The sequence below is a fragment of the Nocardia sp. NPDC058114 genome, assembly GCF_042884695.1.
Taxonomy (GTDB): Bacteria; Actinomycetota; Actinomycetes; order Mycobacteriales; family Mycobacteriaceae; genus Nocardia.
In genome coordinates, this window is sequence record NZ_JBHVTK010000011.1 from 60835 (window position 1) to 82961 (window position 22127).

Annotated in this window: 19 protein-coding genes; 14 read left to right on the top strand and 5 right to left on the bottom strand. The window is 68.1% G+C overall.

Annotation, left to right across the window (positions count from 1 at the left end):
- The first annotated feature begins 255 nt into the window (after positions 1-255).
- Together ACFVVI_RS30120 and ACFVVI_RS30125 are read left to right on the top strand one after the other, a co-directional pair.
- Positions 256-2334: a hypothetical protein gene (locus tag ACFVVI_RS30120; protein WP_387447721.1), complete on the top strand. Its 2079-nt coding sequence runs from the start codon at positions 256-258 to the stop codon at positions 2332-2334.
- A 44-nt stretch (positions 2335-2378) separates the two neighbouring features.
- On the top strand, positions 2379-4181 hold the full coding sequence (locus tag ACFVVI_RS30125) for a hypothetical protein (protein WP_378993804.1): 1803 nt from the start codon (positions 2379-2381) through the stop codon (positions 4179-4181).
- A gap of 64 nt (positions 4182-4245) precedes the next feature.
- On the opposite strand, the gene ACFVVI_RS30130 is transcribed toward ACFVVI_RS30125, so the two are convergent.
- The gene (locus tag ACFVVI_RS30130; protein WP_387447722.1) at positions 4246-6213 is read right to left on the bottom strand and encodes a glycoside hydrolase family 15 protein; all 1968 of its coding nucleotides are present in this window, start codon (positions 6211-6213) and stop codon (positions 4246-4248) included.
- 140 nt (positions 6214-6353) lie between these two features.
- On the opposite strand from ACFVVI_RS30130, the gene ACFVVI_RS30135 reads away from it, so the two are divergent.
- Positions 6354-6590, top strand: coding sequence for a hypothetical protein (locus ACFVVI_RS30135; RefSeq protein WP_378657211.1), 237 nt, complete (start codon positions 6354-6356; stop codon positions 6588-6590).
- A 111-nt stretch (positions 6591-6701) separates the two neighbouring features.
- On the opposite strand, the gene ACFVVI_RS30140 is transcribed toward ACFVVI_RS30135, so the two are convergent.
- Positions 6702-7751 carry a M48 family metallopeptidase gene (locus ACFVVI_RS30140; RefSeq protein ID WP_387447723.1) on the bottom strand — a complete coding sequence of 350 codons (1050 nt, stop codon included), beginning with the start codon at positions 7749-7751 and terminating at the stop codon, positions 6702-6704.
- Between the two features lie 74 nt (positions 7752-7825).
- On the opposite strand from ACFVVI_RS30140, the gene ACFVVI_RS30145 reads away from it, so the two are divergent.
- The 7 genes from ACFVVI_RS30145 to ACFVVI_RS30175 all read left to right on the top strand — a co-directional run bounded on the left by ACFVVI_RS30145 (position 7826) and on the right by ACFVVI_RS30175 (position 14890).
- Positions 7826-7915, top strand: coding sequence for an Ms4533A family Cys-rich leader peptide (locus ACFVVI_RS30145; RefSeq protein WP_019045829.1), 90 nt, complete (start codon positions 7826-7828; stop codon positions 7913-7915).
- Between the two features lie 210 nt (positions 7916-8125).
- Entirely contained in the window at positions 8126-9178 is a 1053-nt protein-coding gene (locus tag ACFVVI_RS30150) for a sulfate ABC transporter substrate-binding protein (protein WP_378993812.1), read from the top strand.
- Between the two features lie 92 nt (positions 9179-9270).
- Complete coding sequence (gene cysT / locus ACFVVI_RS30155) at positions 9271-10122, top strand: sulfate ABC transporter permease subunit CysT (RefSeq protein ID WP_378637744.1); 852 nt, start codon at positions 9271-9273, stop codon at positions 10120-10122.
- Entirely contained in the window at positions 10119-10925 is an 807-nt protein-coding gene (gene cysW / locus ACFVVI_RS30160; protein WP_378993813.1) for a sulfate ABC transporter permease subunit CysW, read from the top strand. Before cysT ends, cysW begins: the two co-directional genes overlap by 4 nt.
- Positions 10922-11917 carry a sulfate/molybdate ABC transporter ATP-binding protein gene (locus ACFVVI_RS30165; RefSeq protein WP_378993816.1) on the top strand — a complete coding sequence of 332 codons (996 nt, stop codon included), beginning with the start codon at positions 10922-10924 and terminating at the stop codon, positions 11915-11917. Before cysW ends, ACFVVI_RS30165 begins: the two co-directional genes overlap by 4 nt.
- 360 nt (positions 11918-12277) lie before the next feature.
- Positions 12278-13291 (top strand): diiron oxygenase, encoded by a 1014-nt coding sequence (locus ACFVVI_RS30170; RefSeq protein ID WP_378993818.1) that lies wholly within the window; start codon positions 12278-12280, stop codon positions 13289-13291.
- A gap of 12 nt (positions 13292-13303) precedes the next feature.
- Complete coding sequence (locus ACFVVI_RS30175; RefSeq protein ID WP_387447726.1) at positions 13304-14890, top strand: FAD-dependent oxidoreductase; 1587 nt, start codon at positions 13304-13306, stop codon at positions 14888-14890.
- 57 nt (positions 14891-14947) lie between these two features.
- Here ACFVVI_RS30175 and ACFVVI_RS30180 read toward each other — a convergent pair whose 3' ends face one another.
- Positions 14948-15709, bottom strand: coding sequence for a glucose 1-dehydrogenase (locus ACFVVI_RS30180; RefSeq protein WP_387447728.1), 762 nt, complete (start codon positions 15707-15709; stop codon positions 14948-14950).
- Positions 15710-16234: 525 nt separating this feature from the next.
- Here ACFVVI_RS30180 and ACFVVI_RS30185 point away from each other — a divergent pair.
- The 3 genes from ACFVVI_RS30185 (at position 16235) to ACFVVI_RS30195 (ending at position 19853) form a co-directional block, all read left to right on the top strand.
- Positions 16235-18550, top strand: coding sequence for an Hsp70 family protein (locus ACFVVI_RS30185; protein WP_387447729.1), 2316 nt, complete (start codon positions 16235-16237; stop codon positions 18548-18550).
- A 172-nt stretch (positions 18551-18722) separates the two neighbouring features.
- Positions 18723-18869 carry a hypothetical protein gene (locus ACFVVI_RS30190; RefSeq protein ID WP_387447731.1) on the top strand — a complete coding sequence of 49 codons (147 nt, stop codon included), beginning with the start codon at positions 18723-18725 and terminating at the stop codon, positions 18867-18869.
- Between the two features lie 186 nt (positions 18870-19055).
- A complete protein-coding gene (locus ACFVVI_RS30195) occupies positions 19056-19853 on the top strand; it encodes an HAD family hydrolase (RefSeq protein ID WP_379311922.1) in 798 nt (265 codons plus the stop codon).
- A gap of 44 nt (positions 19854-19897) precedes the next feature.
- On the opposite strand, the gene ACFVVI_RS30200 is transcribed toward ACFVVI_RS30195, so the two are convergent.
- Positions 19898-20308, bottom strand: a complete 411-nt coding sequence (locus ACFVVI_RS30200) for a VOC family protein (protein WP_387447733.1) — start codon at positions 20306-20308, stop codon at positions 19898-19900.
- A gap of 94 nt (positions 20309-20402) precedes the next feature.
- Between ACFVVI_RS30200 and ACFVVI_RS30205 the strand changes: the two genes are divergently transcribed.
- Entirely contained in the window at positions 20403-21341 is a 939-nt protein-coding gene (locus tag ACFVVI_RS30205; protein WP_387447735.1) for a helix-turn-helix transcriptional regulator, read from the top strand.
- Positions 21342-21416: 75 nt separating this feature from the next.
- Here ACFVVI_RS30205 and ACFVVI_RS30210 read toward each other — a convergent pair whose 3' ends face one another.
- Positions 21417-22112, bottom strand: a complete 696-nt coding sequence (locus tag ACFVVI_RS30210) for an SGNH/GDSL hydrolase family protein (protein WP_387447737.1) — start codon at positions 22110-22112, stop codon at positions 21417-21419.
- Positions 22113-22127 lie beyond the last annotated feature (15 nt).

The window sequence follows — 22127 nt, forward strand, 5'->3', positions numbered from 1 at the left end:
CCTTCTCGGTGGACCGCACCGACGCTAGGGTTCCGATCTTCACGCTCCGTTGAGCATTCGTTAGAGTTCTCTTGGGATCGTGCGCGCCCCTGATTCCCCGGGCTCGCCGAAAGATGTTGCTCGCCATAAGGTGAGCGGGGTACCAACCGGCCTGCACGAAATGACAGGCCGATGTCCGGGAAATAGTGTTGGATGGGCCTCACTTCGCCGCTGTTTGTGGTGGGGAACCACAGCGATGCGAGTGTTGGAGCTTTGATGACGCGTGATCTGCCTTTCGATGACGGTGCCGCGCGCGCAGAGGGGTCGGAGGGGTCGGACACGGCCTACCGGATCGCCAACGGCGTAGCCCGGGTGGCCAGGGCCGGCGCCTATGTCACCGGTGGCGCGTTGGTCGCGGCCAACGGGACCACGCGCGAGCCGGGCACCAGCAATGCCGACAGCAGGTACGCGGGCTGGTCGCAGCAGACCGTTTCCACCGATCCGAGCCCGGACGCACCGAGTCCGATCGTGACCTTCCCCGACCTGGCCGTCGAGCCCCCGCCTGCCCCGGTGATTCCGCACACGGCCTTCGCCGCGCCGCCCAAGCCCGACGTCTCGATGGTCGCGGCGACGGACGAATCCCCCCGGCGCCCAGAGGTTCCCGGCTCCGACGGTGATCGTGAATTCCGGATCCCCGGCGGCGACGAGCCGTCCAGCGGTATCGGCATACCGGGCTACGGGCACACGCCCGCCGGACCGGGGTACCACGACACCCCGAACCCGCTGCCCGGCACCACCCCGGACCCCGGCTTCGATCTGCCCGGTTTCGAAGGTCTTCCGGGCCACGGCAACCTTCCCGGTTTCGAGCTACCCGGCACCGGCCACGGTCTGCCCGGTTTCGACGGTCTGCCCGGCGGCGGTATCGGCATTCCGGGCTACGACGGTCTGCCCGGCAACGGGTTCGGCCTCCCCGGCTACGACAGCGTCGGGTTGCCCGGTGGCGGTTCGGCCGGTGCCAACGCGCCCGGCGGCATGTTCGACGGGATCGGCAACCTCGACGGCGCATTCGACGGTATCGGTGGCATGTTCGACGGTGTCGGCGCGATGGTGACCACCGACTGGCAGGTCGACGTCCACGTCGGGCTCGACGGCGTGTGGGCCACGTCGCAGATGAAGGTCGACGTGCAGGTCGGCCAGGTCGGCGATCAGCTCGACGACTACGGCCAGTGGCTCGGTGACGGACTGAAGGTCCCCGGCGACACGGCAGGCACCACGCCGGCCGGATCCGGCCTCGGCACTTCCGCGTCCGGCGGAACCGGTCTGGGCAACTCGTCGTCGGGCGCTCCCGGCCTGCCCGGTTCGTCCTCGTCGGGCATCGGCCTGCCCGGCACGACGGCACCCGCCGCGCCCGCCCCGGCGCTCGCGGCACCCGCGCCGGCCATCGCGGCTCCCGCACCCGCCCCGGCGACACCGTTCGCCGCGGCTCCCGCGCACGCGCCGGCCCCGATCGCTCCCGCGCCCGTGCCTGTCGCCCCCGCAGCGCCCGCGCCGGTGGCGGTCAACCCCGTGGTCAGCACGCCGTTGCAGACCACCATCCAGCCCGACGCGGCCTCCACCCCGATCGCGAATGTGTTCGGTCACCAAGCCGTGTCGCCGCTGACCGCGCCCGCGGCCTCGGTGCCCGCGCTGTTCACCCCACCCACCCCCACGAAACCCGTTGTGCTGCCCGAAGTCTCCGGTGGCGGCCACACCCCGACGACCGTGCCGGTGACGGTTCCCTCCAAGGTCCCGACGGTCGACCTCGACACCCCGACGACGGTGAAGGTGCCCACGGTCACGGCGCCGACCGCGCCCGACGTCACCAAGGTGCCGATCACCGTGCCGCCGACCGGCCACACCGGCTCGACCGTTCCGACCATGCCGACCACTCCCGACGACGACCTCACCACCAAGCCGGGGACCAGCACCGGCGGCGTGACGACCCCCTCGACCGGTGGGAGTACGCCGACCGTCGATGTGCCCAGCCAGACCACCCCGCACACCAGTGCGACGGTGCCCACCCAGCAGCCGACGGCGCCGACCAAGCAGCCGACCATCGATCCGCCGACCAAGCAGCCCACCGTCGACATCGACCCGCCGACGGTGGTCACCCCGCCGCCGGTCACCGTGCAGCCGACCGTCGCACCGGTAAAACCCCCGGTCATCGAGACCAAGCCGATCGCCGCCGAGTTCGACCAGCACGACAGCGGTTACCATGGCGTCTCGGCCGGATTGTTCGATACGGGCTTGGGTGGCGGTGATTTGCACGCAGCCGCGTTTCCCATCGAGCACCACGGGTATGACTTCGTGGTCTGACACGACGATTTCGGCCGTGTCGATGCGACGAGAGTGAGGAACAGGTGTCTGCCGCAGCCGGACTGCAGACCGCGACGGTGAAGCATCCGGATGTGATGGCTCCCGTTGTCGCGCTGGTCGACGAACTGCGGGAACTGGTCCGCTCGGGCGGCCGCAACGACCTCGATGCCCGGCTGGGCATGGTGCGGGCCAGGCTCAGCGATCCGCGGGTCCGGATCGTCGTCGTCGGCGAACCGCAGGCGGGGATGAGCACGCTGGTCAACAGCATGGTCGGGTCGCCGGTCAGTGCCACCGAGGGCAAGCCGAGCGTTCCGGTGATCGTCGAATACGGCCAGGCGCCGAAGGCGACGCTGGTGAAGTCGGCGCCGGGTGGCCGGGTCGAACGGGTGCCCGTCGATCCGCTGAATCCGCTTCCCGCCCTGACCTCGCTCGGTGTGTTGCGCGCCGAGTTCGCCGAGCCGAGTGGGCTGCTGGCCGACGGGCTCGTCGTGATGGACGCGCCCGGCTCGACCGCGCACGAGGCGGCCGCCTGGTCGATGATCGCCGCCGCCGATGTCGTGCTCTACGCCGCCGACTCCGCCGCCGAGCTCACCGAGGCGCAGCTGGACTACCTGCGCCGGGTCGAGCAGGTGTGCCCGTCGGTGGTCTGCGTACTCACCAAGATCGACCGCAACCCGCACTGGTCGCTCACCCAGCGACGCAATCGCGCGCTGCTCGACGGTGCCGGGCTGAACTTCGCGGTGGCTCCCGTCTCGGGTCTGCTGCACCGAGAGGCCGCCGAGCGCGGCGACCAGCAGCGTGATGCCGAGTCGGGCGTGCCCCAGCTCATCGATCACCTGCGGGAATATGTTGTCGCCCAGGCCGATTCGGTGGCCGTGGCGGCCGCGGTGCGCGATATCGCGCTGATCACCGATCAGCTCACCGTCACCCTGCGGGCCGAGTCGGACACACTGCGCGACCCGCGCAGGCGCGCCGAGATCACCCAGCGCCTCGCCGCCGCGCGCACCACCGCCGATCAGCTGCGACAGCGCACCGCCACCTGGCAGGTCACCCTCGTCGACGGCAGCTCCGAGCTCAGCGCAGACATCGAACACGACCTGCGGCACCGGTTGCGCACGCTGGTTCGCGAGGCCGAGGCCGAGATCACCCGCACCGACCCTGCCCGCAAGTGGTCCGATTTCGCCTCCGAGCTGGACGCGCGGATCTGTGAGGCGGTCGAGGAGAACTTCGTGATGGCGCACTACCGTGCCGTCGAGCTCACCGAGCAGGTGGCCTCGAAGTTCCCGCCCGACAACCGAACCCCCCCGCTGCCCGAACTGCGGCTGACCAACCCCGGCGAGGTTCTCGAGCCGGTGCAGCCGCTGGAACCCCTCGAAAGTGCCAAAGCCGGTGTGGGACAGCAGCTGCTCACCGCGCTGCGTGGCTCCTACGGCGGCATCCTGATGGTCGGTCTGGCCACCAGCCTGCTCGGGATGTCGCTGGTGAACTGGTATTCCGCCGGCGCGGGTGTGCTGCTCGGTGTGAACGCGCTGTGGGACGACCGCAAGAACCGCAAGCATCGCAGGCAGGCAGAGGCCAAAGTGGCCGTCGCCCGGCTGGCCGACGACGTGATCTTCCAGGTGGGCAAGGAATCGCGCAACCGCCTTCGCTCCCTGCAACGTGTGCTGCGCGACCACTACACCGAGATCGCCGCCGAAGTGGGCCGTACCGCCGACGAGGCCCTGCGCGCCGCCGAGGAGACAGGCCTGCGCTACGGCGACCATCGGGAACTGCGTATCACCGAGATCGACGCGGGCCTGCGCACGGTGGCGGGGCTACGCGCCCGCGCCGAACGCCTCGCCTACTGAGCGGGCGCCCGGTGGGGCGAAACACTGTGTCCGGCACCGGGCGAAGGCGTCGGCCGCCCCGGTCTCATGAGCGGTGCGAAGGTGAGTGCGCGGGCTGGAACTGACCCGCGTTGCGCTGGTCCTCGGCCCGGATCACGTGGGTCACGGCGTTGATCAGCGCCAAGTGGGTGAAGGCCTGCGGGAAGTTGCCCAGGTGCCGCCCGGTGCGTGAGTCGATCTCCTCGGCGTAGAGGCGCAGCGGGCTGGCCAGTCCGAGCAGCCGCTCACACAGATTGGTTGCCCGTTCGAGTTCGCCGATCTCCACCAGCGCCGAGACCAGCCAGAACGAACAGATCGTGAAGGTGCCCTCCTCGCCTTCCAGGCCGTCGTCGGTGGTCTCGGTGCGGTAGCGCAGCACCAGTCCGTTGACGGTGAGGCGGTCGGCGACGGCGAGCACCGTCGCGCGGATGCGCGGATCGTCGGGCGGCAGGAATCGGGTCAGCACCACCAGCAGCAGCGAGGCGTCGAGCGTGTTGCCACCATAGGTCTGGGTGAAGATGCCCTCCGGGCTGACACCGAATTCGAGGACGTCGTCGCGGATCTCCTCGGCGATCTCGAACCACTCGGCCGCGCGCTCGTGCTGGCCGTGCAACTCCGCCAGCCGGGCGCCGCGATCCAGTGCCACCCAGCACATCACCTTCGACGAAGTGAAGTCCTGCGGTTCGCCGCGGACCTCCCAGATCCCGCGATCGGGTTTGCGCCAGTTCGCGATCGCCGCGTGCACGGTGCGTTCGAGCAGCGGCCACAGCGATTCCGGCACCTGCCCGCGCGATTTCACATGCAGGTACACCGCGTCGAGCATGGTGCCCCAGATGTCGTGCTGGTCCTGGTCGTAGGCGGCGTTGCCGACGCGGACCGGGCGCGCGCCGTCGTAGCCGGACAGATTCGGCAGCTCGTATTCGGTGATCTGCCGTTCGCCGCCGATCCCGTAGAGCACCTGCAGGGGGACGGCGTCCCCGTTCTCGCCGGTGGTGACATCGTCGAGGAAGGCGAAGAAGTCGTTGGCCTCGCGGTCGAGTCCGAGGGTGTACAGGCCCCACAGCGCGAAACTCGCGTCGCGCACCCAGGTGTAGCGGTAGTCCCAGTTACGTTCTCCGCCAGGGGTTTCCGGAAGCGAGGTGGTGGCGGCGGCGAGGAGCGCGCCCGTCGGCGCGTAGGTGAGCCCCTTGAGCGTGAGTGCGCTGCGCTGCAGGTAGCTGCGCCACGGATGGTCGGGGAAATCACCCTGGGTGATCCAGCGCCGCCAGCACTCGGTGGTCGCCCACATCTTCTGCGCGGCCTCGTCGTAGGTGGCGGGCGCGGGTAGCTCCGACCAGGTGAGCGCGACGAACACCTGGTCGCCCTCGGCCATCCTGGTGCGGGCGCGTGCCTCCCTACCCTCCAGGCCGAGGCGCAGATCGGTGGTGAGAATCAGCGACGGCCCACTGTCGGGATCGCTCGACGCCCGCGCGGTCGCCTGCTCGTAGACCTTGCCGGTGTACTCCCATTTGGCTCCGCGCTGGTGATAGTCGAACGAGGGCTGGCAGCTCATTTCGAGTTCGACGGTGCCGCTCACACACTTGACCGTGCGCAGCAGGATGTGTTCGGCGTCCCAGTCCATCGGGGTGCGCCGGTGGGTCTTGGACCGGGCGTTGTTGTTGTGCCACGGGCCGAGTACCAGGGTGTCGCGCACGATCAGCCAGCCGGTTTCGGTCTGCCAGGTGGTTTCCAGGATCATCCCGCCCGGCAGGTAGCGCCGCGCCGCGGGCACGTTCGTTCCGTAGGGGCCGATCCGGAAATGCCCGGCGCTGCGGTCGAGGATCGCGCCGAAAATGCTGGGGGAGTCCGGGCGTGGCACGCACATCCACTCCACCGAACCGCTGCTGGCGATCAGGCAGCTGGTTTCACAGTCGGACAGGAAGGCATAGTCGTCGATCGGGGGAAACGCGCCGCGACGGCCGCTGGAGGACACCGGACTCAGAATCGGCAGGCTGTCAGCGCTGGAAGACTCCATACCCCATCATCACGGCGGTGTGGGCGCGCGTCCACCGCTGGGGGCGGCGATCTCGGCGTATCGGCCGGTCGCGGCCGGGAATTCGCCCGCGGCCATGCGGACGGCGAGGGCGTTCACGGCGACCGACTAGGCTGGACGGCGTGCAACGCATCGCAGGTTGGTGGGACGGGTTCGAACTCTGGGTAGCCGGGCTGCCCTTCATTCCGCAGTTTCTCGTGGTGCTGGTCGGCATGGTCCCGATCAGCTTCGCCATCGCCTTCCTGCTCGACCGAAGCCTGCGTATGGCCTTCCGCCTGCTGCGCCGCGACGATCGCACCGAACCGCCGATGCCGGTCACCCTCGCCGAACGCCCGACCGTCGGCAGCGGTGCCCGCTGATGCCACGTTCTCGCGTCCAGCTCGCGCTCATCGCCCTACTGGTCCTGGTCGTCATCGCGTGGTTCTTCACGCGCTAGTCGGCGCGAGCACCAGCCCGCGCCGACACTGCGGCTAGTTCTTGCGCCAGTCGTCGAAACGTTTGCCCAGGTCGGATACCGTGCGGCCGACTTCCTGACCCACCGTGTTCACCGCCGAGCCCACGTCGCGGCCGAGGTCGCGCACCGTGCGGACCAGCAGGTCCTCGGACTGGTCGAACGACTCGCGGTAGTGCCGGGTCGCCTCCTTGACCTCCTCGCTGATCCGCGCGTTCTTGTCCTGCTCGCGACGCGGATAGCTGCCGCCGAGCACCCGCTCGTACTCGCCGGACTGGATCCAGCGGCGCAGCTCGGCCGCGCGCAGCACCGAGAACGGATGCGACTGCAGTTCCAGGTTGAGCAGCTTGAGCACGCCGTCGCGCAGGTCGCCCGAGCGCAGGTAGTCATCGGCCTGGTCGAGGAACGCGCCGTGGTTCATCTCGTGCAGCCACGCACCGCCCGCGGTCTTCATGTGCACGCGTACCGAAGCCTCCACGTCCTGGCAGCACAGCAGCCCCGCCCGGTCGCCGGACAGCTCCGACTTGCGGCTCCACTCCATCAGCGCTGCCACGATCGCGCGCAACGCCCAGCCGCCCACCGGCATCCAGCCGACCGAGGCCGACAGCCGCATCAGGTGCATGAGCATCGTGCGATACACCGCGTGCCCGGACAGTGCGTGGCCGAGTTCGTGGCCGACCACGAACCGCAGTTCCTCGGTGTCCATCAGTTCGAGCAGGCCGGTGGTGAGCACGATGAACGGCTTGTCCATCCCGATGGTGAACGCGTTCACCGAGGGGTCCTGGAGCACGAACATCTCCGGTGTGGATTGCGCGTCGAGCACGCCGACGCAGTCCGCGCGCAACTCGTGCAGGGTGCGGAACTGCCGATCGTCGACCCGCACGGCGGTCGCCAGGTACATCAACCGGTGCTGGCGCTCCCGCAACAATCCCGACAGCGCCCGCAGCACCGTGTCGAAGCCGCTCAGCGACCGCAGCGCCACGAGTGCGGTGCGGTCGGCCGGGTGTTCCCAAGTGCGCGTGCTGATCTCCGGAAAACGCGTGCGAACCCGGTCTGGAGCCATGGTCATAGGATGAAATCCCCCCTGGTTAGAGAACTCTCGTCGATTGCGATCATCATGGCGCAATCTGCTACAGTCTGCCTGTGTCGTCGAGTGTCGCCCCGCAGATCCGCCATGAGTTGGCGTTGATCGCTGTCGGCAACCTCGCGGTCGCAGACATTCTCTGTCGATGATCGGCCACCGGACCCGGCTGCGCGTTCTTGCCCAGTAGACTGGCGCGCGCTTTCCTTTCGCAGTCGTAGTCCGTCACTCCGGGGGCCGTTGGGCCCGAGTCGCGCCAACTGTCGTATATCCACGTACGACAGGTCTACCGATCGACACGATCTTCCCTGCCGCCACGAAAATCGTTGCGCCGCAGGTCCTTTCCCGAAAGGTACACCCCGATGTCTCGCAACACCTGGATCGGCTCGCGCCGCCGCGCCGCCGCCATCGCTCTCACTGCTGTCGCCGCGGTCGCCCTGACCGCCTGCGGCGGTGGCGCCAGCGACTCGACCGACGGCGGCGCTACCGTGGCCGACGGCAGCGGGGGCACCCTCAACCTCTACGCCTACGCGGTCCCGAAGCCGGGCTTCGACAAGGTCGTGCCCGAGTTCAACAAGACCGACGCGGGCAAGGGTGTGCAGGTCCAGGCCTCGTACGGCGCCTCGGGCGACCAGTCGCGCAAGGTCAAGGACGGCGCAGAGGCCGACGTCGTGAACTTCTCCGTCGAGCCCGACATCACCCGCCTGGTCGACGCCGGTCTGGTCGAGTCCACCTGGAACGCCGACGCCACCAAGGGCATCCCCTTCGGTTCGGTCGTCACCCTGGTGGTGCGCAAGGGCAACCCCAAGGGCATCAAGGACTGGGACGACCTGCTGAAGCCGGGTGTCGAGGTCGTCACCCCGAACCCGTTCAGCTCGGGCTCGGCCAAGTGGAACCTGCTCGCGCCCTACGCCGCCAAGAGCGACGGCGGCAAGAACCAGCAGGCAGGTCTGGACTACCTGTCGCAGCTGGTCTCGCCCGAGCACGTGAAGGTGCAGCCCAAGTCGGGCCGTGAAGCCACCGAGACCTTCCTGCAGGGCACCGGCGACGTGCTGTTGAGCTACGAGAACGAGGCCATCTTCTCCGAGCGCAACGGCGACCCGATCGAGCACATCAACCCGCCGACCACCTTCAAGATCGAGAACCCGGTCGCGGTGCTGAAGAACTCGAAGAACCTGGCCAAGGCCACCGCGTTCCGCGACTTCCTGTTCACCGCCGAGGGCCAGAAAGCGTGGGCGAAGGCCGGCTTCCGTCCGGTCGACCCGAAGGTCGCGGCCGAGTTCGCCAAGGACTTCCCGACCCCGGCCAAGCTGTGGACCATCGATGACCTCGGTGGCTGGAAGGCCGTCGACAAGGATCTGTTCGCGCAGGGCACCGGCAAGGTCGCCGTCATCTACGACAAGGCCACCAAGTAGGCCGTGACCCGGCTCACACGCGATACTGGACAACTGTGACTGACAGCAGTGGGCCCGCCGGGACCGGGGAGACCTCCGATCCCGGCGGCGCCGTGAAACTGGACAAAAAGCCGCCGACCTCGCGCGGACCTCGCTGGGCCTGGCTGCGCGTCACCGGGTCGGTGGGCCCGTTCGGCATCGGTGTCGCCGTGCTGTGGCTCAGCCTCATCGTGCTGCTGCCGCTGGCGGCGCTCACCGTCAGCTCCTTCGAAGACGGCTGGTCCGGCTTCTGGGACGCGGTCACCGCGCCCTCGGCGCTCGACTCGCTGAAGGTGACGATCGGCGTCTCGGTGATCGTCGCCGTGATCAATGTCGTGATGGGCACGCTGATCGCCTGGGTGCTGGTTCGTGACGAGTTCCCGGGCAAGGGCATCGTCAACGCGCTGATCGACCTTCCGTTCGCGCTGCCCACGATCGTCGCCTCGATCGTGTTGCTCTCGCTCTACGGCCCGAACAGCCCGGTCGACATCCACCTCAACGCCACCCAGCCCGGTCTGGTGGTGGCGCTGGCCTTCGTCACGCTGCCGTTCGTGGTGCGCTCGGTGCAGCCGGTGCTGATCGAGGTCGACAAGGAAGTGGAGCAGGCGTCGCTGTCGCTGGGCGCGAGCAACTGGATCACCTTCCGGCGCATCGTGCTACCCACCCTGGCGCCGGCGATCATCTCCGGCGGCGGCCTCGCCTTCGCCAGGGCGATCGGTGAGTACGGGTCGGTGGTGCTGATCGGCGGCAATATCCCGCGCGAGACGCAGATGACCTCGCAGTACATCCAGCAGCAGATCGAGGTCGACCGGCCGGTCAACGCGGCCGCGGTGTCGGTGGCGCTGCTGGTGATCTCGTTCGTCAGCCTGCTCGTGCTGCGGATCCTGGCCGAACGCACCTCGCGCAAAGAAGAGGCGGCCCGATGAAACTGTCCGCGTTCACCAGGATCTCGCTGCGCACGGTCGCGCTGGGCTACCTGCTGATCCTGCTGGTGCTGCCGTTGGTGATCATTTTGCTGCGCACGTTCGAGCGGGGGATCGGCGCGTTCATCGAGTCGATCACCACGCCCGCGGCCATCTCGGCGTTCCAGCTGTCGATGATCATCGTGGTCATCGTGGTGCCGCTGAACGTGGTGTTCGGTGTGGTCACGGCGCTGGCGCTGGTCCGGAGCAAGTTCCCGGGCCGCAGTCTGATGCAGGGCATCGTCGACCTGCCGTTCGCGGTGTCGCCGGTGGTCGTCGGTGTGTCACTGATCCTGCTGTGGGGCGCGGGCGGCTGGTTCGGCGGGCTGGAATCACTCGGATTCAAGGTGATCTTCAGCCTGCCCGGCATGGTGATCGCGACCATCTTCGTCACGCTGCCGTTCGTGGTGCGTGAGGTGGAGCCGGTGCTGCACGAGATCGGTGACGATCAGGAGCAGGCCGCGGCCACCCTCGGCGCCTCGCGCTGGCAGACGTTCTGGCGCATCACCCTGCCCGCCATCCGCTGGGGTCTGACCTACGGCGTCGTGCTCACCGTGGCCCGCGCGCTGGGCGAGTTCGGCGCGGTGATCATGGTCTCCACGGCGCTTCCCGGCAAGTCCCAGACGCTCACCCTGCTGGTGCACGGCCGCTATATCAACGACCACAACACCTTCGGCGCCTACAGCGCGGCCACCCTGCTCATGGGTATGGCGCTGATCGTCCTTCTCCTGATGACTCTCCTCGAACGCAAGCGGGGCACCGAATGATCACCGTGACCAACGCGCGCAAGAACTACGGTTCCTTCGCCGCCCTCGACGATGTCAGCATCGATATTCCCGCAGGCCAGCTCACCGCCCTGCTCGGCCCGTCGGGCTCGGGCAAGTCGACGCTGCTGCGCTCGATCGCCGGCCTCGAGTCCCTCGACTCGGGCGTGGTGGTGATCGCGGGCAACGACGTCACCCACGTGGCGCCGCAGAAGCGCGATATCGGCTTCGTGTTCCAGCACTACGCCGCGTTCAAGCACATGACCGTGCGCGACAACGTCGCCTTCGGCCTGACCATCCGCAAGCGGCCGAAGAAAGAGATCGACAAGCGCGTCGACGAGCTGCTCGGCATCGTCGGACTCGACGGTTTCCAGCACCGCTATCCCGCGCAGCTCTCCGGCGGTCAGCGTCAGCGCATGGCACTGGCCCGCGCACTGGCCGTCGACCCGCAGGTGCTGCTCCTGGACGAGCCGTTCGGCGCGCTCGACGCGAAGGTGCGCACCGATCTGCGGCAGTGGCTGCGCAGGCTGCACGACGAGGTCCACGTGACCACCGTGCTGGTCACCCACGACCAGGAGGAAGCCCTGGATGTGGCCGACCGGATCGCGGTGATGAACAAGGGCCGCATCGAGCAGGTCGGTTCGCCCGAGGAGGTCTACGACCGGCCCGCCAACGAGTTCGTGATGTCGTTCCTCGGCGCGGTCGCCCGGCTCAACGGCCACCTGGTCCGCCCGCACGACATCCGCGTCGGGCGCGATCCGAGCATGGCGATGGCCGAACACGAGGGCACCGCCGAATCGGCGGGCGTCACAAGGGCCACGGTGGAGCGGATCGTGCGCCTCGGTTTCGAGGTGCGCCTGGAACTGCGCAATGCCGCGACCGGTGACCAGTTCGCCGCCCAGGTCACCCGCGGTGATGCCGCGGCGCTGCACCTGACCGAGGGCGAGACGGTGTACGCCCGTGCCACCCGGATCCCGGACCTTCCCCTGGCCTGATCCTCCAGCAACGACCGGGGCCCCGCGACACCTGTCGCGGGGCCCCGGTGCGTTGTCGAGGGGTTCGCCGGCGGTCCGTGCGCGGTCCGACTGATGGGGATCGGCGCAGGTTAACCGGTACCGGCGGTCCGTCAGCCGGTTCGACGCGCTCGCCGGACAACTTTTTTTCGTGTCTCACCGCGGACCCTCGAAGACTGTGCATGACGCAGTGTCACAGGTAGAGGCATTTTTACTGGTGAGTAGCTTCCTCAACAGGGCTTTCGCCACGCCGAACACGAGAGATTCGGCATGGCATGGAGTTGACGTGACTCGGTGTAGGTGTAACCATTGGAAACAGTAAACGTCCCTAGAGGAGAGGCAGTGACGACGATGTCTGCGCCCACCACCCCTGACGTCGATCCTGTAGTCGCGGAGGCTCAGGCGTACGCCGAGAAGTTGCTGATGCTGTCCGAGGCATCGGTCGATCGCCACTTCGACCCGTTCGAGGACATCGACTGGGACGCCCCCGACTTCGATCCGAACTGCAAGCCCGAGCGCTGGGTCCTGGTCACCTCGGCCGACCCCATCGGTCGCCACCCCTGGTACCAGGCGCTGCCGCTGGACACCAAGATCGAGATCGGCAAGGTCCGTCAGGCCAACGTGGCCAAGGTCGGCCTGCAGTTCGAGGCGATCCTGATCGTCGGCATGATGCAGCACATCTTCAATCTGAAGAACAACGATCCGGAATTCCGGTACTGCTCGCACGAGATGATCGAAGAGCACAACCACACCCTGATGTTCCAGGAGATGGTGAACCGCGTCGCCGACGTGCCGGGCATGAACCCGCTCGTGCGTCAGCTGCGCCACCTGGTCTCCCCGGTCGGCGCGCTGATGCCGAACCTGTTCTTCATGGCCGTACTCGCCGGCGAAGAGCCGATCGACCACATCCAGAAGGACATCCTGCGCTCGGGTGACGACATTCACCCGATCATGCGCGGCGTGATGGCGATCCACGTGGCCGAGGAAGCTCGCCACATCTCCTTCGCGCACGAGTTCCTGAAGAAGAACGTGCCCGCGCAGCGCTCGTTCAACAAGTTCGTGCTGTCGCTGGCCATGCCGACCATCATGTTCATCCTCGGCCGGGCCATCGCGACCCCGCCGAAGACCTTCTTCAAGCAGTTCGACATGCCCGCCGACGTGCGCAAGGAGCTGTTCTACGGCTCCAAGGAGGCCAAGCAGGTCTTCGCCGATTACTTCATCGACGTGCGCGCGCTCGCCGAGGAGATCGGTCTGATGAACCCGGTCGCCCGCAAGGTGTGGAAGATGTTCGGCATCGACGGCCCGTCCAGCCGGTACCGCTCGGAGCCCAAGCGCTCCGCTAAGCACGCCGCCTGAGACGATAGCAATATGCCATATGTCGTTACCCAGTCATGCTGTAGTGACGCCTCGTGCGTCTACGCATGCCCGGTCAACTGTATTCATCCCACCCCGGATGAGCCGGATTTCCGTACCGCAGAGATGCTCTACGTCGATCCGGCGGCCTGCGTGGACTGTGGTGCCTGCGCCACCGCATGCCCCGTCGATGCCATCACCTCGTCGAAGAAGCTGACCGACGAGCAGAAGCCGTTCATCGAGATCAACGCCGACTTCTACCGCGTGCAGCGGGATCGGCCGACGTTGGCCGCGCCGGTGATGCCGCCCGCGATCGACACGCAGCGCTCCCCGCTGCGCGTCGCCATCGTGGGATCGGGTCCCTCGGCGATGTACGCCGCCGACGAGCTGCTCACCCAGCCCGGTGTCGCGGTCACGATGTTCGACCGCCTGCCGCAGGCCTACGGGCTGGCGCGCCTGGGCGTCGCGCCCGATCACAAGCACACCCGTAAGGTCGCCGACCTGTTCGACATCATGTCGAAGCAGGACGACTTCGGTACCTACCTCGATGTCGAGATCGGCAAGCACATCAGCCATGCCGAGCTGCTCGAGCACTTCCACGGCGTGATCTACGCCGTGGGCGCGTCCTCGGATCGCAAGCTGGACATTCCTGGCGAAGGCTTGGCGGGCAATGTGTCGGCCACCGACTTCGTCGCCTGGTACAACGGCCATCCCGACCACGCCGAGGACCGGTTCGACCTGAACCAGAAGCGGGTCGTGATCGTCGGCAACGGCAACGTCGCGCTCGATGTCGCCCGCATCCTGACCGTGAATCCGGCGCTGCTCGCCGACACCGATATCGCGCCGTACGCGCTGAAGGCATTGCGCGAGAGCAAGATCGAAGAGGTCGTGATCCTGGGCCGTCGTGGTCCGGCCGAGTCGGCGTTCACGGTGCCCGAGTTCGTCGGCCTGCTGGCCGCCGATATCGACATCGCGATCGACGGCGAGCTGCCCGCGATCACGCCGGATCTGCCCTACAAGGTGGAGCAGAAGCTGCGCCTGCTGCACAGCGTCGCGAATCGCCCGTTCGGTGAGCGTAAGCGCATCGTGTTCCGCTACCTGTCCTCGCCGGTGGAGATCGTCGGCACCGACACGGTGACCGGGGTACGGGTGGAGCGCAACGAGCTCGTCGCCGATGCCGAAGGTCGCGTGGCCGCCACGCCGACCGGTGATACGACACTGCTCGAGGCCGGTGTCGTGCTCACCTCGGTCGGCTACCGAGGGGTGCCGACTGTGGATCTGCCGTTCGACGACGCTCGCGCGGTGATCCCGAACGACGCGGGCCGGGTGCTCACCGCACCCGGTGGTGAGGTCTTCCCCGGCACGTATGTGACCGGCTGGATCAAGCGCGGCCCGACCGGTTTCATCGGGACCAACAAGTCGTGTGCACAGGAGACCGTGCAGCAGCTCGCCGACGATTTCAACGGCGGCAACTTGCGCGAGCCCACCCGTGACGCGGCCGAGTTCGACCGACTCGTTCGCGCCCGTCGCCCGCAGGCGGTCGCCCGCGGGGCCGCGGTGCAGCGGGAACGTTCGGTGAAGCGGCTGTTCGCTCGCAGCTGATCGAAAAGCGAAGGCCCGCAACGTCACTGGGAGACGTTGCGGGCCTTTCGTGTGCGCCTACTGCGCGGTGAAGCCGCCGTCCGCGGCGATGGCCGCACCGGTGACGAACGACGCCTCGCGGCTGAGCAGGAAGGCGCACACCGCGGCGACCTCGTCGGGCTGGGAGATCCGGCCCATCGGGTGCAGCGCCGCGATGGCCGCCTCTGCCTCGGGAGTCGCGCCCATCGAGGCGCGGAACGCCGGGGTGTCGACCGCACCGGAGATCAGCGCGTTGACCCGCACACCCGTCGCCGCGGTCTCGAGCGCCACCGACCGGGTGAGTCCGACGACGGCGTGCTTGGCGGCCACATACGGCGCCACGTGCGCCATGCCGACCACTCCGAGGTTGGAGGCGTTGTTCAGGATCGCGCCGCCGCCGGAGGCGGTGATGGCCGGAACCTGGTGGCGCAGACCGTAGAAGACGCCGTCGAGGTTCAGATCCAGGTCGGCGCGCCAGGACGTGGTATCGATCTCGGCGATCGGCCCGAAGGCGTTCACCGCGCCCGCGTTGTTGAACGCCGCGTCGAGGCGGCCGTACTCGGTGAGCGCGGCCTGGGTGAGTCGTTCGACATCGGCATCGACGGTGACATCGGTCGCGACGAACAGCGCGCGGCCGCCCGTCGCCCTGATCTGCTCGGCGACCTGCTCGCCCTGGTCCTTGCCGCGGGAGCCGAGAACCACGGCGGCTCCCTCGGACGCGACTCGCAGTGCGACCGCCTTGCCGATGCCGGAGCCGGCGCCGGTGATGAGTACGACCTGGTCGGCGAATCGAGTGGACATGCGTAGTGCCTTCTTTCCCTTGGTTTTTCGAACATCGGGTCGGTGTCTCTCCGTCCTTTCAGTCAACCGGCGCGCGCAGGGTCGTGCTGGCGGGATTCGGTCGCTGCATTGACGTGTCACTGAAAGTGGGCCGACTTCGAAATGGGGGAATGTAATTCGCCGCCAGTGAAATCGCGTTGGTAGTAAATGAATTGGTTACCGGCCGGTAAGTGCACTGAATGCGCGGGATAACAAACTTGAAGAATGTATTCAGTGGGCGCTCTGTCCGATTACTCGCAGGTAGCTGCTTCTCGGAGTCTGTGAATCGCGGGGAGGGTGTTCAGGGGGGTGGATATGTTGGCTTCAATGATCTCACCTGCATGAATCGCCTTGTGGCGACGCATGGTTGCGGTTTCCGTATCAATCCGGCAGCAATTCGCGGACGTGCCAGTTAATCTAGGCGAGCTGTTTGGAAGACGACCGCGGCCACATGGTGCGCTCGCGTGCTGGACGTGGTCACGGTGCGTTGACGGGATAGCAAAAAACATGACCAGAGGTCTGGGCTTGAGTATCGGTGCGGTCAATGCGATTTCGGCGGTAGTCGCCGACGATCCGGCCAAACCGGCGGTGCGAACACGACGCACCGCACTGACATTCGACGACGCGGGCAGGCCCCGTATCGGCGCGATCAACGAATTCGCCTCGGCGATCACGGATTTCGCGGATCTCACGCGCGAGCCCGAGCCGATGGTGATGGGTGGACGGTTCTACTCGGCGACCAACCTGATCGCCGCGGTGGTCACCGGTCTGATCGAGCTGGCCGAACCGCCCGCCGGGATCGTGTTGACCTATCCGGCGGTCTATACCGACAAACAGGTCTCGTTACTCGGCCAGGCGCTGCATCTCGCGGGCGCCGGTGAGGTCCTGTTGGTGCCGGAACCGGTCGCCGCCGCGGAATGGCTCGAGGTCGATCGCGGCCCACTGGAGCCGGGCTTCGTGCTCGTCTACGACCTGGGCGCCACCAGCCTCGACCTCACCGTGCTGCGTGTCGGTCCCGACTGGCCGCACCACCCGATGGTCGGGACTCCCACGCGGTCCATCGATTTCGGTGGCAAGCCGCTCGGCGAGATGGTCGCTCGCTACGCGGGCGACCCGGGTCCGGGCCGCGCGACCCAGACCCTCACCTCCATGGTGAACATCGACGCGCTGCGCGCCGAGCACATCCGCGACACCTTCCCGCTGGTCAGCAAGAGCGTGTCCGCGGCGGGGCTGCGGCTCGCGGACCTGTCGCGCATTCTCGTGGTCGGCGGTGCCTCGCGTCCGCCCGAAGTCGCCCGCACCCTCGCCGAACTCGGCGTTCCGCTCGTCACCGTCGCCGACCCCGGCCAGGTGATCGCTTCGGGCGCGGCGGGTTTGGCGGCTCGCACCTTCGCGCCGGAGCAGCAAACCGGTGGCCCGGTGCCGCACGTGGCGGTGTTCTCCAGCGCGGCAGTCGTTTCCGCGCTCGCCATGTCGGCGATGACCGTGTTCGGCAGCCCCTTCGACCCCGGCCTGATGCCGGTACTCGACCGGTTCCCGGTGCTGGGCGCTCCCGCCGACGCGTTGCTCTACGACATGAGCGCCGACCTCCTAGCCGCCCGAACCGCAGGTCTGGTCAGCGATGTCGACCCGCTCAACGGCCGCATCCGGGTGGCGGGCATAGCCGCGGCCCGCAGCGCCTACGAGAACTTCATCGCCCCCGCGACCGCGCCCGGCGGCACATCACGCCCCGGCGGCAGCGCCGACCGCGGCGCCCCCGGCCGCCTGGACGTCAGCAACGACTGCAAGTCGCCGGTCCTCGCCCGTACCACCTACGGCGACCCGGCCCGCTTCATAAACCCCTTACCGTTCGGCCAACAGGCTGCCCAGCCCCAGAACACGCCGACCAACCCCGGCACCCCCGAACTTCCCCACAGCGGCCCGGTCTCGAGCCCCGGCACTCCTGCGGTGCCGGGCACTCCGACCTCGCCCGGCACTGTTCCCGCCGTAGGTAACGCGCCGTCGCCGGGTACGGCACCGACGGACGGCACGTCCACACCGACCGGTGGCACATCCACGCCGAGTTCGGGCGGCGTGACGGTCGATGTCGGGGGATCGACCCCGACCGGTGGAACCGGCACCGGCACAACACCTTCCAGCCCCGGCACGTCGACCGGCGGGACCGGTGGCACCACCTCGGGCGGAACGCCGACCGGCGGTACGACCGACGGGGATACCACAGGCGGCGCGACCGGTGGCGGAACATCGAGCGGCACAGGAACTTCCGGTGGCTCGACCGGCGGCGGGGCGTCTGATGGCGGTGCATCGAACGGCGGCGGCACCGGCGGTGGTGGTGCATCTGGTGGTGGATCCGACGGTGGTGCGTCCGGTGGCGGTGCCTCAGGCGGCGGCGCGTCAGGCGGTGGTGCGTCCGGTGGCGGTGCCTCAGGCGGCGGCGCGTCAGGCGGTGGTGCGTCCGGTGGTGGTGCGTCCAGTGGTGGTGGATCCGACGGTGGTGCGTCCGGTGGCGGTGCGTCCGGTGGTGGTGCGTCCGGTGGTGGCGCGTCAGGCGGTGGTGCGTCCGGTGGCGGTGCGTCAGGCGGTGGTGCGTCCGGTGGTGGTGCGTCCGGTGGTGGTGCGTCAGGCGGTGGCGTGTCAGGTGGTGCGTCCTCCGGCGGCGGATCCGACAGCGGTGTGTCCTCCGGTGGTGCGGCATCAGGTGGTGCGTCTTCAGGGGGTGCGTCCTCCGGCGGCGCTTCCTCGGGAGGCTCCAAAGGTGGCGCATCGGCAGGTGGCTCCACCGGTGGCGGCGGTGGCGGTGGCGGTGGCGGCTCACGCCGCTGACCATGGGTCACGCCCGTTGCAGCCGCCGCGGCATCAATGTTCTTGCTACTGACAGGTCGGCCTTGCCTCGCCGGTGGGATGAACATCCGATCGGCGAACGAGGTCGGGCGCGAGAACGGGAACTCTAGGGCTTCGTTGTAGGCGACATCGACGTTGTAGGCGACATCGACGAATGCACTCCGCACGTGAAGAGTTCGACGTCATCATCGCTGGAGAACGCCCGGGAGTGCTGAGTGTCCTCGAACACGCAGTGCACGAGCGCGCCACCGCCGACGAGCTCTTCCTCCGACGGTTCCGGCTCTCGCTGCTGATCGGCTGACGCGCCTGCGTAGCCCGGCCGCGGTATCACGTCCATGTCGCGGGGCTCGCTGCGACATGGACGGGTGTGCCACGAGAGTCGATCTCGCGGTCCGCAGCCACGGCGATGCGGTTCGCGCGGCCGGTCGTCGGAGCGCTGGTAGTGAAACCGGGGTGGGCTGTCGGTGGGTGCGGGCACAATAGGGCGGTGGGTTTAGCTGGGGGAGCGCCGAAGCTGATTGCGCTCGATGTGGATGGGACCCTGCTGGCGAAGGGGGTCGATATCAGCGCGCGGGTGGGGGCGGTGGTGCGAGCGGCGGTATCGGCCGGCGCGCATGTGGTGGTGACCACCGGGCGAACGGTGCTCACCACACGTCCGGTGCTGAGCGAGCTCGGGCTCGCCGAGGGGCATGCGTTGTGTTCCAACGGTGCTGTGCACATCGATGTGGCGCGTGGCGAGCCGGTCGCGGTCCAGTCGTTCGATCCGGGACCTGCCGTACTCGCGCTGCGCGCACTGTTCCCAGCGATGATCTTCGCCGCGGAACAGGTGGGCGTCGGTACCTGGGCGACGGGGCACGGGCCGGGGGAGTTCTCGATCGGCGACTTCCGATTGGTCGACCACCGCACACTGAGCAGTGTGCCGACCCCGCGCCTCAACGGCTGGTGGCCCGACGGCAGCCCCGACGAAATGCTGCGCCTCCTACAGGAATTCGATGTGCCCGATGCCTCCTGGGTGCACGGCGAGTACGGTCCGTGGCTCACGGTCTCCCGGCGCGGTGTGTCCAAAGGCTGGGCACTGGAACGACTTCGGCTCCTCCTCGGCGTAGAGGCCGATGCGACTCTGGCCATCGGCGACGGTTTCAACGACCGGGAGATGTTGCGCTGGGCGGCACATTCGGTAGCGATGGCAGGCTCGCCCGACGCGGTGCTCGCCCTCGCCGACGAGGTGACCGGAGACGTCAGCGAGGACGGAGTGGCCACCGTCCTCGAGCGCTGGTTCGCCTGAGCACCGCGGTTGTCGCCACCGGTGCCACAGCCTGAACGCGGGACCTAGGTCGGCACCGGCGCGGTCATCGCCACATAGTGGGGGTTCGCCATGATCCCGAGCACATTGCCGAACGGATCCAGCACCGCCGCGGTCGCGAACCCGGCTCCTTCGCCGCGTTCGGTGATCGGCTCGTACTCGGTGGCGCCGAGCTCGAGCAACCGGGCGAAGGTGGCCGCGAGGTCGTCGACCTGCCAGAACACGACTCCGCCTCCACCCGGTGCATTGCGTGCGCCTGCCGGGGCATACGCGCGGTTGATGATGCCCAGCTCGGCTTGCAACGGCCCGAGCCGAAACTCGTAGTACCCGCCGGGTACCTCGTAATACGGCGCGATGCCGAGGAATTCGCTGTACCAGTCCTTGGCGGCGGTGAGGTCGTCGGCGTAGTAGGTGGTGGTGGCCATTCCGCGCAGCATGTCTGCTCCATTCGGTTGTCGCTTCGGTGTGACAACGACCTTGCCAGCCAAAGTGCTCACCGAATGAGCACTTTGTTCGGCAGAATTGCCGAGTATGCGAGCGGACAGATTGGTAGCCACCCTGTTGTTGATGCAGGCACGCGGGCGGGTGACGGCCGCGGAGGTCGCGGCCGAGCTCGAAGTCTCGGTGGCGACGGCCCGCCGTGACCTGGAGGCTTTGTCGGCCGCGGGCATCCCGGTCTATCCGCAATCGGGTCGCGGGGGCGGTTGGTCGCTGATCGGCGGCGCCCGCACAGACCTGTCCGGGCTGACGGCGGGGGAGACCAGGGCGCTGTTCCTGCTCGCGGGTCCGGCGGCCCAGGCCGCCCCCGAACTGAAGTCGGCCCTTCGCAAACTGGTCCGCGCCCTGCCGCACACTTTCCGCGCCGATGCGGCCGCCGCAGCCGACGCGGTTGTGGTCGATCCGGCGCGGTGGGGTCGCCCCGATCCTCGAGCACCCGCGGTGCTCGATACGCTGCGCCGCTCGGTGGTGGATCGCCGCCGCGTGCGCATCGAATACCTGCGCAAGGGGGAACGCACGGTCCGCACGATCGATCCGTGGGGCTTGGTCGAGAAGGAGACGGTCTGGTATCTCATCGCGGGCACCGACCGCGGGCAGCGAACCTTCCGCCTCGACCGGATCGCCGAGGCCATCACGCTCGACGAAACAGCCGACCGACCAGCGGATTTCGATCTCGCCGCGGAATGGGCGCAGATCGTCGAGCAGATGGAGGGGCGGCGCGCCGCCGTTTCCGCGACGGTTCTCGTCTCCACCGAGCTCGCCCCGATCCTGGCCGATCAGCAGGGCCGCAACTGCACTCTGCTCGGCCCGGCACCCGACGGTCGGGTGCGAGCACAGATCTCCGCCGATACCGCGAACATGGTCGCCCGGCAGCTGGCGGGCTGGGGCGGCGACGTGGAGGTGGTCGGTCCTGCCGAGGTGAGATCCGAACTGGTCGCACTCGGTACTCGATTGGTGCACGACAACAGGTGAGCGACGCATCGGCGCACAGGCCGTTGCCGGCTGAGGTCTGTGCGGGGCGATCCTGCTGCGACCGCCCCGCCTCCACTACGACCTGTCGATGAGCGAGGCCAGCGACGTGACCACCTCACCGGCCACCACCGCGTGCCCACTCGTGGTGAAGTGGATGAGGTCCGCGCTCATCAACTCGGGTCTCGACCGCAGCGGATGGTTCCAGAATTCGGTGAGCACCGCATCGAATTCGGCGGCCATCGCCCGCACCACCTCGTTGAACGCGATCATCTGCGGCCGCATGGCTCGCATCGGGGCCATCCGCTCGACCGACCACACGTCGGCCACGGTGAAAATCGACAGCTGTGCCCCGGTGGCGGCCAGCGCGGTGAGGATCGTCGACAGATTCGTGTGCAGTTGATCGATGTCACCGCCCGCGGTGAACAGGTCGTTGCCGCCGCAGCTGAGGTGCACGAGATCCGGTGCGAACTCCAGGATTTCGGCGAGCTGGCGGTCGATGACCTGACCGCTGGTCGCGCCTATCCGGCCCGTATTGCGATAGGCCAGTGTGGAATTCACCGACGTGAGGTGTGCCGCGACCCGATCGGCCCAGCCGGTGGGAGCGTATCCGGGACTGGGGTCACCCGTCCCCGCGGCGATCGAATCGCCGAGCACCGCGAAACGCTGCCACGGTGCCCCCGCGAGCAGTGCGGCGGCCTGCTCCGGCGCCAGTACCAGCGGATCGTCGGCCTCGGCGGAGAACTGCACGGAGAGCGGTGTGCTGGAAGACATGTCGATCTCCTCTGG